This window comes from Mycobacterium sp. 050272 (assembly GCF_039023525.1).
GTDB lineage: Bacteria > Actinomycetota > Actinomycetes > Mycobacteriales > Mycobacteriaceae > Mycobacterium.
The window spans coordinates 40,782-54,042 of record NZ_JBCHKV010000003.1; the positions used below are offsets into that span (position 1 = coordinate 40,782).

The 13,261-nt window shown below is 66.9% G+C and carries 11 protein-coding genes; 8 read left to right on the plus strand and 3 right to left on the minus strand.

Annotated features, from left to right (window positions below):
- Window positions 1-6: 6 nt before the first annotated feature.
- From AAHS21_RS07980 to AAHS21_RS08005, 6 genes are all read left to right on the plus strand, one after another.
- On the plus strand, window positions 7-1,275 hold the full coding sequence (locus AAHS21_RS07980; protein WP_342927158.1) for a sulfotransferase: 1,269 nt from the start codon (window positions 7-9) through the stop codon (window positions 1,273-1,275).
- 9 nt (window positions 1,276-1,284) lie between these two features.
- Window positions 1,285-2,544 carry an MBL fold metallo-hydrolase gene (locus AAHS21_RS07985; protein ID WP_342927159.1) on the plus strand — a complete coding sequence of 420 codons (1,260 nt, stop codon included), beginning with the start codon at window positions 1,285-1,287 and terminating at the stop codon, window positions 2,542-2,544.
- Between the two features lie 22 nt (window positions 2,545-2,566).
- Window positions 2,567-3,052 (plus strand): VOC family protein, encoded by a 486-nt coding sequence (locus tag AAHS21_RS07990; RefSeq protein ID WP_342927160.1) that lies wholly within the window; start codon window positions 2,567-2,569, stop codon window positions 3,050-3,052.
- Window position 3,053: 1 nt separating this feature from the next.
- Window positions 3,054-4,025 (plus strand): LLM class flavin-dependent oxidoreductase, encoded by a 972-nt coding sequence (locus tag AAHS21_RS07995; RefSeq protein ID WP_342927161.1) that lies wholly within the window; start codon window positions 3,054-3,056, stop codon window positions 4,023-4,025.
- Between the two features lie 39 nt (window positions 4,026-4,064).
- Window positions 4,065-4,265 carry a hypothetical protein gene (locus AAHS21_RS08000; RefSeq protein ID WP_342927162.1) on the plus strand — a complete coding sequence of 67 codons (201 nt, stop codon included), beginning with the start codon at window positions 4,065-4,067 and terminating at the stop codon, window positions 4,263-4,265.
- An 89-nt stretch (window positions 4,266-4,354) separates the two neighbouring features.
- Window positions 4,355-4,636 (plus strand): hypothetical protein, encoded by a 282-nt coding sequence (locus AAHS21_RS08005; RefSeq protein WP_342927163.1) that lies wholly within the window; start codon window positions 4,355-4,357, stop codon window positions 4,634-4,636.
- A gap of 16 nt (window positions 4,637-4,652) precedes the next feature.
- Here AAHS21_RS08005 and AAHS21_RS08010 read toward each other — a convergent pair whose 3' ends face one another.
- The 3 genes from AAHS21_RS08010 to AAHS21_RS08020 form a co-directional block, all read right to left on the minus strand.
- Complete coding sequence (locus AAHS21_RS08010) at window positions 4,653-5,975, minus strand: M1 family metallopeptidase (protein ID WP_342927164.1); 1,323 nt, start codon at window positions 5,973-5,975, stop codon at window positions 4,653-4,655.
- Window positions 5,972-9,901 carry a Pls/PosA family non-ribosomal peptide synthetase gene (locus tag AAHS21_RS08015; protein ID WP_342927165.1) on the minus strand — a complete coding sequence of 1,310 codons (3,930 nt, stop codon included), beginning with the start codon at window positions 9,899-9,901 and terminating at the stop codon, window positions 5,972-5,974. Before AAHS21_RS08015 ends, AAHS21_RS08010 begins: the two co-directional genes overlap by 4 nt.
- Window positions 9,902-9,971: 70 nt before the next feature.
- Window positions 9,972-10,631: a GntR family transcriptional regulator gene (locus tag AAHS21_RS08020; protein WP_342927166.1), complete on the minus strand. Its 660-nt coding sequence runs from the start codon at window positions 10,629-10,631 to the stop codon at window positions 9,972-9,974.
- Window positions 10,632-10,698: 67 nt separating this feature from the next.
- Here AAHS21_RS08020 and AAHS21_RS08025 point away from each other — a divergent pair, with 67 nt between their 5' ends.
- On the plus strand, window positions 10,699-12,072 hold the full coding sequence (locus AAHS21_RS08025) for an LLM class flavin-dependent oxidoreductase (protein ID WP_342927167.1): 1,374 nt from the start codon (window positions 10,699-10,701) through the stop codon (window positions 12,070-12,072).
- Window positions 12,065-13,249 (plus strand): CoA transferase, encoded by a 1,185-nt coding sequence (locus AAHS21_RS08030; protein WP_342927490.1) that lies wholly within the window; start codon window positions 12,065-12,067, stop codon window positions 13,247-13,249. The genes AAHS21_RS08025 and AAHS21_RS08030 overlap by 8 nt, the downstream gene beginning before the upstream one ends.
- Window positions 13,250-13,261 lie beyond the last annotated feature (12 nt).

The window sequence follows — 13,261 nt, forward strand, 5'->3', positions numbered from 1 at the left end:
GGTCGCATGGGCGCTGCGGGCTCCGACATCGCTGACATCGATTTCGACGATCTGACCTCGCCGCAGCTGACCGACGTCCAGCGGCAGATTCTGGAATTCACGGAGGCCAAACGGATCGATTTCGACGTCGACCGGATGCTCGGGGAGGCCGTCGAACAAGCTGGCGTCGACGATCTGGACGACACGGACGGATTCGGGAACCGCCTGACCGCTCACGTCGCGGCGATTGAAGCCGACGACGCACTGCGACAGCTCACCCGGTCGACGTTGCGGCAGCGCGTGGTTCGACTGCTGCGAAACCGCCTGTCACTCAACGATCTCATCAAGCGGTATCCCGAGATTGAGTCCATACCGATCGAGGGGCCCTTCGTCGTTGTCGGAATGCCGCGGTCCGGCACCACCCATCTGGTGAATCTCATTGCCGCCGACCCGCGCCGGCGCGCCTTGCCGTATTGGGAAAGTCAGGAGCCGATCCCCGCGCGCGGCGAAGGCCCCGACATTTACGGGGTCGACCCGCGCTATGCGCGCGCCAAGGCCGAACACGACGCCCTGATGGTCAGCGCTCCCGTGGTGGCCGCGATGCACGACCGGTTCCCCGAGGCGATCGAGGAGGAGGTCGAGCTCCTCGATCTGGACCTGGCAGGCTACGTCCTGGAATGGCATGCCCGCGTGCCGGATTGGCGAGACTACTACCTCGCGCTCGACCAAACACGGCATTACGCGTACCTGAAGAAGGTGCTGCAGGCGCTGACGTTTCTGCGCGGCCCGCAGACCTGGATCCTCAAGAGCCCGCAGCATTGCGAGCAGCTCGGCCCGCTGATGGCGACCTTTCCCGATGCGACGGTCGCGTTCACACACCGCGATCCGGTCGCGGTCGTGCAGTCCGCGATCACGATGATGGCCTACTCGGATCGGCTGCGCCGAACGAGTATCGATCCGGGCTGGCTTCTCGAGTACTGGACGGATCGGGTGCACCGACTGCTGAGCGCGTGTGTCCGCGACCGCGACCTGGTGCCGCCCGACCGCAGCATCGACGTCAACTTCCACCAGCTCAACGGCAATGAATTGCCGGTGCTCGACGAGCTTTACCGCCGTGGCGGGGTGGAACTGACACCGAAGGTGCGCAAGCGATTTCAGCAGTATCTCGACGGCAACCCGCGCGGCAAGCACGGGCGAATCCGCTACGACCTACAGCGGCACTTCGGCGTCTCGGCCGACGAACTGCGTGGGCGGTTCGAGTTCTACTTCGACCGGTTCGACGTCCGTCCCGAATGAGGAGCATCGATGAGCGCCCAGGACTTTGAACCGGTCTACCGCAGCAGGCCAGGCGCCGACGGGCTGCGGCCCGCGTCCGCCGAACAGGCCGAGCAGATCGCCGAGGGACTGTGGTGCTCGCCCGGCCTGTCCAACGCGTACCTGCTGACCACCGGCGACGGTCGGGTGATCGTCAACACCGGCATGGGCTTCGAGGGGCCGGTGCATCGGGCCAACTTCGACGCCGTCGACTCCTCACCGGTGCGCTACATCATCCTCACCCAGGGCCACGTGGACCACGTCGGCGGCCTGGACAGCGTTCGTGACCCCGACACAACCGTTGTCGCCCAGGCGAACTGGACCCAATGGCGAGACGACAACGAGCGCCTCATCCGGTACCGCGCCAGCCGCAGCGCGTTCGCCTTCTCCGATACGTTGGCGACAGGAATCCAGGCCATCCAGCGCCGTCTCGGTACCACGCGGCTACCCGCCCAGAGCGTCCCCTCCGTCGACCTCGACTTCGAAGACACGCTCACCCTCGACGTCGGCGGACGCCGACTGGAGCTGATCTCCGTCCCCGGTGGCGAGACCACCGACTCTTTGGTCATCTGGCTGCCCGATGAGCGAATATGTCTGTGCGGAAACACCTTCGGCCCGATTTTCGGCCACATTCCCAATCTAGTCACGATCCGCGGCGATCGCTACCGGGACGCTCTGACGGCAATCGCGTCGGTCGAGCGGGTGCGCGACCTGCAGCCAGAACTGCTGGTGACCGGCCACTTCGAACCGATCGCTGGAGCAGACCGCATCCACCAGGAGCTCAGTCGGCTGCGCAATGCCATCGAGTACGTCCACGACCAGACGGTGGCCGGTATGAACGCCGGGAAAGATGTCCTGACCCTGATGCGTGAGATCACATTGCCCCCGGAATGCGAAGTGGGCCAAGGCTATGGGAAGGTCTCGTGGGATGTGCGGGCGGTGTGGGAGAACTACTCCGGGTGGTTCCATCACCGGTCGACCACCGAGCTGTATCCCGTCGGCTTCGACGCCGTCGGCACCGACGTGGTGGAACTCGCCGGCGCCGATGCGCTCATCGGCCGAGCGCGAGCACACCTCGCCGAAAACCGTCCCTTGCACGCCATCCACCTTGCCGAGCTCGTCACCACCGCGGAGCCCGGCCATGCGGGGGCGCGCGAAGTGCTGCGGGATGCGCATGAAAGTCTGCTGGGCAGCACAACGAATTTCTGGGAACGGGCCTGGCTCTCGCGGCAAATAGCGAGTAACTCGTGACGGCACGGGAAGGGACATCACGATGACATTTGTGTTGCAGCCCAAGGACTTCTATCACACCGGCATCGTGGTGCCCGACCTCGACACCGCCATGGCCCGCCTCACCGCACTGGCCGGTTACCGGTGGATCACCCCACTGCGCTATACGCTGCCGTTTCGCACCACGGCCGGGGTCCGTGAGCTGACCTCGACGATCGTCTACTCCGTGCAGAGCCCACACATCGAACTGATCCAGGAGGTTCCGGGAACTGCGTGGACCGCCGCAGCGGGCAACTCGGTGCACCACGTCGGCTATTTCACCGACAACCTCACCGAGACCGCGCGCGCGTTGGAGCGCAACGGCTTTACCTTCGAAATGACCGGAGAATTACCGGACGCCGAGTTCGGGATGTTCGCCTACTACGTCGATGCGGTCGGCACCCGCATCGAGATCGTCGACCGCGCGTTGTTCCCCGACTTCGCCGCGTTCGTGGAGTCCATCGCCGCGCCGGCCGCAGACGGAGCCTGACATGGTTTTGACGGTGTTGCGATTCAATTTCGCGTCGCCACAAGGGGATCCGCGCACCCAGAGTAAGCTCTTGTCCGCCGCGCTCGAATTGGCGCAATGGGGTGAGTCGCACGGCATCACGTCGGTCAGCGTCGATGAGCACCACGCCACCGGTCACGGCTGGAGCTGCAACCCGATTATGGCTGCCGCCATGTTCCTGGCGCGCACCTCGACGATGATTGCCAGCGTGGACTGCGCGCTGGGGCCGTTATGGAACCCGGTCCGGCTCGCCGAAGACATCGCGCTCGTGGACAACATGAGCCGTGGCCGGCTGCACACCACGGTGGGCCTGGGCTACCGCACCGTCGAATACGACTCACTCGGAATGGATTTCACCCAGCGGGGCGCGCTGATGGACAGCCTGGTCGAACGGATGCTGGCGGTCTGGTCGGGCGCCGGAGCAGAGACGGGGATTTGCACCGGCACCTGGAGCCGGCCGCATCCGCCGCTGTACGTTGGTGGCGGCGCCCGCGCCACCGCGCGGCGGGCCGCGCGATTCGGGCTTCCGCTCAGCCTGGCCGACCATCTGCCCGATATCGCCACCTACTACCGCGAACTGTGCGCCACAGCGGGCATCAAGCCGCTCATCCTGATGCCCGGGCCGATCAACCGCGGAATGATCTACCTGCACGAGGATCCCGACCGGGCGTGGGCCGAACTCGGCGAGCACATCTTGTGGGAGGCGGTCACTTACGGGGAATGGTCCACTGACCAACGATCGCTGATGCACCTGCCCGGCGTCCGGACGCTCGACGAGGTCCGGGCGTCGGGGCGATACCGCTTCCTGACTCCCGACCAGCTGATCGCCGAAATCCGCGTCAGCGACGACTACGGGCCGTTGGTGTTGCATCCACTTGTCGGCGGCATGCCCGTCGACGAGGCGTGGAAGTCGGTCCAGTTGCTGACCGACACCGTGCTGCCGGCCCTCGGCTAACCCGTGATTGAGCTCGCCGCCACCGGGTATCGCCGCACAATGACCAATATTCGTGCGCTGAAAAAGGGATCAGCTCTGCTGGGTGGTGTGGCCTTGCTCGTGCTGGCGGTCGCCTGCGGAGGTGGCACCGCGGGCCGGGTGGGCGCGCCGCCGACGACGTCACCACCCACGTCCTCCGAGACGGCGGGGCCGACGGTGCTTCCATCGACATCCGTGCCCGCACGACCCAACGGTGGCTAAATACCGCGTGAAATCATGGTTGCGCTCGATATCAACGGGTACCGCCAGCTAGGTATGACACGAGATCCGACAATCGAGTGGAGGGTTACATGACATCGCATGCAGTGAAAAAGGGGTTGGCGCTTCTTGGCGGTGCTGCCGCGATCGGTCTGGGGATCGCCTGCGGTAACGGCGTGACTCAGTCGGTCGCCGCGCCGGCGGCGCCGACACCGTCGCCAACGTCGTCCAACCAGCCGGCACCGGTGGCCCCGGGCTCGCCGATCCAGCCGGGGACGGGCTCCGGCGGCCAGAATATGCCCGGTAGCGGGGGAACCGGTAGCGGACAAGCCGGTGGCACGGGCGGCGGCGGCGCGGCCGGCGGCGGAGGCTAATTCTTGCGCCTAATCGTCACGGCACTGCCGTCGAATACAGCCACGCCTCCCACAGCGGCCGCAGCGACTCATCCGAGTAGTTGGCTGCCAGGCCAGTGAAGTCGTCGGTGACGGCGGTGCCGTGGCGATGCCGCGATGCCCAATCCTTGAGCAGCGCAAAGAAATTGTCGCTACCCAGCCGTTCGCGCAGCGCGTGCAAGGTCAACGCGCCGCGCTTGTATACCCGGTCGTCGAACATGTCGCGTGCTCCCGGATCGGCCAAAAGCAGGTCCTGCGGCTTCGTCCGCAGCTGCGTGTGGTGCAGACCAGCGAGTTCGTCGGCGCTGGGCCCGCCGCTGCGTTCAGACCACAACCATTCCGCATAACACGCGAATCCTTCGTGCAGCCAGATGTCGCGCCACTGGCCCGCGGTCACCGAATTGCCGAACCACTGATGCGCCAGTTCATGGGCGATCAACCGTTCGCTGGACCGCGTGCCATCGCAATGGTTGGCACCGAAGATCGAAATGCCCTGGGCTTCAAGGGGTATCTCCAGTGGGTCGTCGGTCACCACGACCGTATAGCCAGTGGCCAGCGGATATGGTCCGAACAGCTCGATGAACAACGTCATCATCTCGGGCTGACGCGCGAAGTCGTGATCGAAGTCGCGGCTCAGCCGCTGGGGCAGTGCGGCCTGTATCGGCACCGGCGTGCGCGCCAGCCGTCGGACCTCGTAGTCGCCGATCTGCAACGTGATCAGGTAGGTCGATGTCGGCTCACGCTGCTCGTAGGTCCACACCGTCCGCGAGGCGCGGGCCCGCCGCGAAAGCAGCTGTCCGTTGGCGATCACCCGGTACCGGCTTTCGGTGCTGATCTGGAGATGAAACGCGGCTTTGGCGCTGGGGTGGTCGTTGCAGGGGAACCACGACGCGGCGCCGTTCGGCTGGGATGCGACGAGCACGCCGTCGGTCAGCTCTTCGAATCCGACGTTGCCCCACAGCGAACGAATGGGGCGCGGTGAGCCGCCGTATCGCACGACGATCGACAGCGCGGCACCGGTCGGCAGCTTTGAGCTCAGCCGGATACGCAATTTGCCAGCACGGCAAGAGAATTGGTCAACACGTTTGCCGTTCACCGAGACCTTCGACACCGTCAGAGCGGCTGACAGGTCGAGCGTCAGTTGCTGCAATTCGGTCAGCGTGACGGCGGTGATGGTGGCCGAGCCGGACAGCCGGTTCAGCGCGACCTTGTAGTCCAGATCCAGCTCATAGCGCGACACCTGGTACGCGGAGCTGCCGTTGTTCGGCAGGTACTCGTCGATGGCATCGGGCGGCAGCGCCTTCTTCGCCGAAGCTTTCACGCCGCGGTGTCCTGGGCGCCGCGCCCGGAGGCGGCCTTGCGCGCCTTCTTACGGCCCGGATTCCACGGTCTGATCGGATTACCTTGCCAGCGTGTCGATCCCGGCACCTCGTCACCACGCACCACCAGCGACGCGGGTCCGACGGTCGCGCCGGCGCCGAGCCGGGCGGCGGGCAACGCCACACAATGCGGACCCAACGTCGCACCGGGTTCGAGCACCACACCGTCCATCCGCATGATCCGGTCGTGGAAAAGATGTGTCTGCACCACGCAGCCGCGATTGACGGTGGCCCCGTCCCCCAGCGTGACGAGATCCGCCTCAGGGAGCCAATAGGATTCACACCAGACGCCGCGACCGATTCGGGCGCCCAACGCCCGCAGCCACAGATTCAGAACCGGTGTGCCGCTGGCCGCCCGGGCGAACCACGGCGCGGCCACGGTTTCGACGAACGTATCGGCGACTTCGTTGCGCCACACGAACGACGACCACAGCGGGTATTCGCTCGCCTTGATGCGGCCGACCAGAAGCCATTTCGCGACGATCGTGATGCTACCGGCGATCGCACCCGCCGCCAGTAACACCAACCCGGAGCCCAGCGCCGCCCACCAAATACCGAATAGCCTTGCCAGCGCCTGTAATCCGCCTAGCACGGCCAGCCCGATCGCCACCGACACGATCACCGGCAGCAACCGGAACGTCTCCACCAACGCTCGCATCGCCTTCAATCGCTGCGGCGGGTCGTAGGTGGTCGCCGCGTCGGCCTCGGCCGGACGACGGCGCAACCGCATCGGCGGGCTGCCCAGCCAGGACGACCCGCGCTTGGCCTTGGGCGGTGCGGCGGACAGCACCGCTACCAGGCCGTCGTCGGGAACACGGCGACCGGGCTGGGTGATGCCGGAATTTCCGAGGAATGCCCGCCGGCCGACGGTCGTCGTCGCCGCGTAGATCCAGCCACCGCCCAGCTCGTAGGAGGCCACCATCGTGTCGTCGGCCAAAAACGCGCCGTCCTCGATCACGGTGAACTTCGGCGTCAGCAACACCGTCGAGATCTCGGTCCCCTGGCCGACTTTCGCGCCCAGCAGCCGCAGCCACATCGGTGTCAGCAGGCTGGCGTACAGCGGGAACAGGTAGTTACGCGCGGCGTCCATCAGGCGTTCGGTGGCCCACAGCTGCCATCCGGCGCGGCTGCGCACCGGGTGATAGCCCTCGCGCAGTCCGAGCGACAACGCCCGCACCCCGAGCACCGTCAACAGCGCGTACACCGCCAGCGCGGTCAGCGTCGCGACCGGTGTCCACAGCAGCGCCGGCACCACGGCCTGCGACAGTCGACCGGTGTGGCGCACGGCCAGCCCGATGACCGCGAGCCCGCTCGCCACCGCGACCAGCGGCAGCGCCCCCAGCAGCACCGACGTCAACCCATACATCGCGACCCAATGCGTGCGGCGTGACGGCCGTTCGTCTGGCCACGGATGGTTGACCCGGCCGGATTTCACCGCCGGTGAGCCCTTCCAGTACTGGCCGTTCTTGATCTTGTCCAGCACGCCCGCGCCCGGTGCGACGTCGGCGTTCTTGCCGACGACCGCACCGGGCAGCAACGTGCTGCGGGCGCCGATCGTCGCGTCGTCACCGATCGTGATCTCGCCGACGTGGAATGCGTCACCATCGATCCAGTGACCACACAAGTCGACTTCGGGTTCGACCGCGCTGCGGTGGCCAAGGGTGAGCAACCCGGTGACCGGCGGCAGCGAATGCAGGTCGACACCCTTGCCGATGTCGGCCCCGAGGGCGCGGGCGTAGTACACCAGCCACGGCGCCCCGGAGAGATTGTGCGCGCCGCTGGCCTCGGCGACCCGTTCGGTGAACCAGATCCGCAGGTGCACCGACCCGCCGCGACGATAAGTACCCGGGCGCACCTTCGACAGCAGGACCCGCGCACACAGCACCGCGATGCCCATGCGGCCCAACGGGGTAACGAACAAGACGAATGCCACCGCGATCAGCCACCAGTTCACCGGCACCGTCCATGGCACCACGTGCCAGGCGCGGGCGACGTTGTTGCCCAGCGCCAGCCAGGTCAACCACGGCAGCGCCGCCAGCGTCGCCAGCGGAACGGCGAGCACGGTTTGCGTGAGTCGCGTCAGCCACGGTGTCGGCCGGACCTCGCGTTCGGCAACCCGCGGCGGCGCCTCGAGTTCGTCGAGGAACCCGGCGAGTGAGCCCAGCCGCGGGTGGTCGTACAGATCGGCAACGGTCACCTGCGGGTACTGCTGGCGCAGCACGGCGACGAGTTGTGCAGCGGACAGCGAGCCGCCGCCGAGCGCGAAGAAGTCCGCCTCGACGGTGTCGACCGCCGCACCCAGCAAGTCGCGCCACAGTCCGGCGAGCCAGCCCGTCGTGCCGCCCAGATCGAGCGCTTCGTCCGACTCGCCGCCCGGCGGCGGCCACGGCAGCGCGTCGCGGTCGACCTTGCCTGACGTGCGGGTGGGCAGCTCGTCGACCCGGACCAGCCGCGGCACCAGCGAGGCGGGCAGCTGCGCGGCGAGCCGGGCGCGCGCCTCGCCCAGGTCGAACTCCGGATCCGCGCTGACCAGGTAGCCGACCAAAACCGGTGTGCCGGTTGAGGTGTGGCGGACCGCGGCCGCGCCGCCGCTGACGCCGGGCAGGTGCACCAACGCAGAGTCGACCTCGCCCAGCTCGATGCGCCGGCCCCCGACCTTGACCTGGTCGTCGCTGCGGCCACAGAAGTACAGCCCGTCGCGCTCCAGCCGAACCAGGTCGCCGCTGCGGTAGGCGCGCGCCCAGCCCAGCGACGGCATCGCCGCGTATTTTTCGGCGTCCTTGTCTTTGTCCAGGTAGCGGGCCAGCCCGACGCCACCGATCACCAGCTCGCCGACGTCGCCGTAGGCGACCGGCAGGCAGTCGGCGTCGACGACCGCCAGGTCCCAGCCGGGCAGCGGCAGCCCGATGCTGATCGGCCCGGGGCCACCAAGTTTCGCCGCACACGCCACCACCGTGGCCTCGGTCGGTCCATAGGTGTTCCATACTTCGCGACCGTCGACGGCGAGGCGCTCGACCAGCTCCGGTGGGCAAGCCTCGCCGCCAAAGATCAACAACCGCACCGCCTCCAGCGCCTCGCTGGGCCACAGCGCGGCCAGCGCCGGCACCGTCGAGACCACGGTCACGTCCCGGGTGACCAGCCACGGACCCAGGTCCATCCCGCTGCGCACCAGCGAGCGCGGCGCGGGAACCAGGCAGGCACCGTGGCGCCAGGCCAGCCACATTTCCTCGCACGACGCGTCGAATGCCACCGACAGCCCGGCCAGTACCCGGTCACCGGGCCCAATCGGGTTGTCCTGCAGGAACATCTGCGCCTCCGCGTCGACGAACGCCGCGGCGCTGCGGTGCGTTACCGCGACACCCTTCGGCGTGCCGGTCGATCCGGAGGTGAAGATGATCCAGGCGTCGTCGCGGGCCAGCGGCGCCGTGGCCCGCCAGCCCCGAGACAAGCCGACGCCGCGGAGCAAGCCCGCCTCGGTGATGACGCCCACGACGCCGGCCTCACCGAACACCAACTCGGCGCGTTCGTCGGGATCGTCGGCATCGACGGGCACGTATGCCGCGCCGGTGGCCAGTGTCGCAAGGATGGCCACGTACAGGGCGTAGCTGCCCGACGGCATCCGGATTCCCAGACGGTCGCCGCGTCCGATGCCCCGAGCGGCCAGCCATTGCACGCTGGCCTCGATGTCGCCGATCAGCTCGCTGTAGGTGAGCTGGACGACGCCGTCGTCGATGGCCGCCGCGTCCGGGTAACGCGCGGCGGTCGCATACAGGATGTCGATCAGCGTGCGCGGGCTCGGAGCAGCGGGCGACAGCGTGTATTGCGCTGGGACTCGTGCGGGGACAGGAGGCCCAGAAGTCGATGGCACCCCACGAAAATACTCAAATCCCGGCGCCGCGCCGGCAACCGCTCGCGGCGTGTGACACCCCGGTCGGGTCTCACGCGGTGCGGCGGTGCTCGAGCCAGTCGGCCAGCGAGCGCCCCGCGTCCAGCACATGGCGTTCGGCGATCGTGCGGGACCGCTCGACGTCCTTATCGCCGAGTGCGTCGAGTAATTCCTGGTGCTCGTCGAGCGAATTTTTCTCATGGTCGGGAAACAGGGTGAGGAAGTTGCTCGGCACCACCCGCGCGGCCTGCTTGATCTGCGTCATTAGCCGCGCGGAGTGTGCGGCGCGGTGGATTTTCTGGTGAAAGTGCCAGTTGGCTTCCCCGATGCTGTCGTCACCGGAGCGCGCCACCACATCCGCGGCGAGCTCGCGCAGCATCTCGAGCTCGCCCGGTTCGATGCGCTGGGCAGCCCACGCGGCGGCTTGTCCGGTGAGAACGCCCAGGATGGTGAAGCTGTCCATGACGTCGGTGGGGCTGATGCCGATCACGGTGATGCCGCTGCGCGGCGCGATCTGGACCAGACCTTCGAAGGAGAGTTCCAGCAACGCCTCGCGGACCGGGGTCCGGCTGGTCGCGAACTCCTCGGTGATGGCGTCGAGATCGACTCGCGTGCCGGCGGACAACGCGCCGGTAAGGATCCGGTCCCTGAGTTCGCGGGCGGCCCGTTCTCGCACGGTGCCGGAGATGTCGATCCTCGAGATCGAAGCCATCCCGGAATGCTACCAAATGACACATCTCACATTTGATATCTAAAATATCAGATGCTACGTTTCGAGCATGGTCGACCGACGACAGGACAAGATGGCGCTGGTTGCTTTCATGCAGGCGGGCAACACCTCGGTGTACGCCGGATCGTGGCGGCACCCGGCGACCGAACACGGTTACCTCGACGCTTCGTACTACGCCAAGATCGCCCGTCAGCTCGAAGAAGGCTGCTTCGATCTGATGTTCTTCGACGACCGCCTGGCGATGCCGGGGGTCTACCGGGGTTCGGTCGCTGAGGCGGTGTCCTACGGCGCGCGCCCAGTGAAGCTGGACCTCAGCATCGTGCTTGGCGTGCTGGCCCAGGCCACGTCGCGCATCGGACTGGGCGCGACCTACTCGACCACCTACTACCAGCCGTTCCACGTCGCGCGAACCTTCGCCACGCTGGATCACCTGTCCGGCGGTCGGGCCGCCTGGAACGTGGTCACCTCCGTCAACGACAGCGAGGCGCAGAACTTCGGTGTCGATACCCATCTCGGCCATGACGAACGCTACGACCGCGCCGACGAGTTCATGGACGTCGTCGCCGGGCTATGGGACAGCTGGGAGGACGACGCGATCCTGCACGACCGGGCGTCCGGGCACTACGGCGATCCGGGCAAGGTGCACGAGCTTGGGCATGTCGGGCAGTACTTCTCGTCGCGTGGACCGCTGACCGTGCCGCGCACTCCGCAGGGGCGACCGGTCATCATCCAGGCCGGATCATCGGGACGCGGGCGCGAATTCGCTTCGCGCTGGGCGGAATTGATCTTCACCGGAGATCCGGGTATCGCGGTCGCACGCCGTCACTACGCCGACCAGAAGGAGCGCATCGCCGATGCGGGGCGCAATCCTGCCGCGGTACGAATCTGCCCGATGGCCTACGCTGTGGTGGGCGAATCCGAGGCCCACGCCAAGGATCGCGAGGCTCTGTTCCTCAACGATCTCGTTCATCCGACGGCATCACTGACACTGTTGTCGGAGTTGATGAATTACGACTTCGCGCAACACGATCTGGACGATCCCGTCACCGACGAACTGATCGCGTCGTCCTCCGGAATTCGCGGACTGGTGCAGAACCTGCGCTCCCATATCGGTGGTGACACGGTGACCGTGCGCGATCTGGCCGGCCATCGCGCGACGCTGCTGCAGGGACCGCGCTTCGTCGGCACCGGCGAGCAGGTCGCCGATCAGATGGCGGACTGGTTCGAAAGCGGGGCGTGCGACGGCTTCGTTCTGGCCGCAACGCATCTGCCCGGGGCATTCGAAGACGTGGTGCGGATGGTGGTTCCGGAGTTGCAGCGGCGCGGGCTGTTCCGCACCGAGTACGAGTCCTCCACATTGCGGGGACACCTTGGGCTGCAACGTCCTTCGAATAGCAGGGTGGGTGCCGGTGCGGATGCTTGAGGGTGTGCGAGTGCTCGACCTCGCGACGTTGGCGGCCGCACCGCTGGTCGCGACGTACCTGGGCGAATTCGGTGCCGAAGTGATCAAGGTAGAAGACCCGCGGCATGGCGACCCGATCCGCGGTTGGGGCAATCAGCGCGAGGATGTCGGGCTGATGTGGAAGTCCTTGTCGCGCAACAAGCGAGCGATCACCCTGGATCTGCGGTGCGCCAAAGGTCAGGCGATGGCGCGCAGGCTGGTCGGGCATGCCGACGTCGCCATCTTCAACACCCGGCCGCAGACGTTGCGCAAGTGGGGGCTGGACTACGAGAACCTGCGCGCGGTCAACGACCGGATCGTGATGCTGCACATCACCGGGTACGGATTGACCGGGCCGAAGAGTGAGCGCCCGGGCTTCGGCACGCTCGGTGAGGCGATGAGCGGGTTCGCGCACATCACCGGACAAGCCGGCGGACCGCCGACGCTGCCGCCGTTCATGCTGGCCGACGGCGTCGCCTCGCTGAACGCCACCTACGCGGTCATGATGGCGTTGTATCACCGCGACGTGCATGGCGCGCCGGGTCAGCTGATCGACGTCAACCTGATCGACCCGCTGGCGCGCCTGCTGGAGCAGACGCTACTGGGCTACGACCAATTGGGACTGGTGCCCGAGCGCGCCGGCAATCGCTGGGACATTTCAGCTCCGCGCAATACCTACCGCACCGCTGACGGGCGGTGGCTGGCCATGTCCGGCAGTTCACCGGCCTTGGCGTTAAGGGTGTTTCGCGCCATCGGCCGAGACGACCTGCTGTCCGACCCAGACTTCGCCGACCCCCAGCGGCGGCTGGCCCGGGCCCGCGAGGTGGATACCGTGGTAGCGGATTGGGTTGCCACCAAGACTCTTTCGGAAGCCATGCATACTTTCGAAACCCACGACGTCGCCGCGGCGCCGGTCTACGACATACGGGATCTCGTCGCCGACGAGCAGCTGACCCATCGGGGGGTGTTCATCTCGGTCTCCGACCCGCAGCTCGGTTCGATGACGGTGCAGGCCCCCGTTCCGCGCTTCTCGTCGGCGTCCGCAACGGTGGGCCATCTCGGGCCTGGCCTCGGTGAACACAATGACGAAGTCTATGGCGAGCTACTCGGCTTGACTCCCAACGAGATCAACGATCTGCGTACCCGCGGCGTGTTGTGACAGAAGGAAATC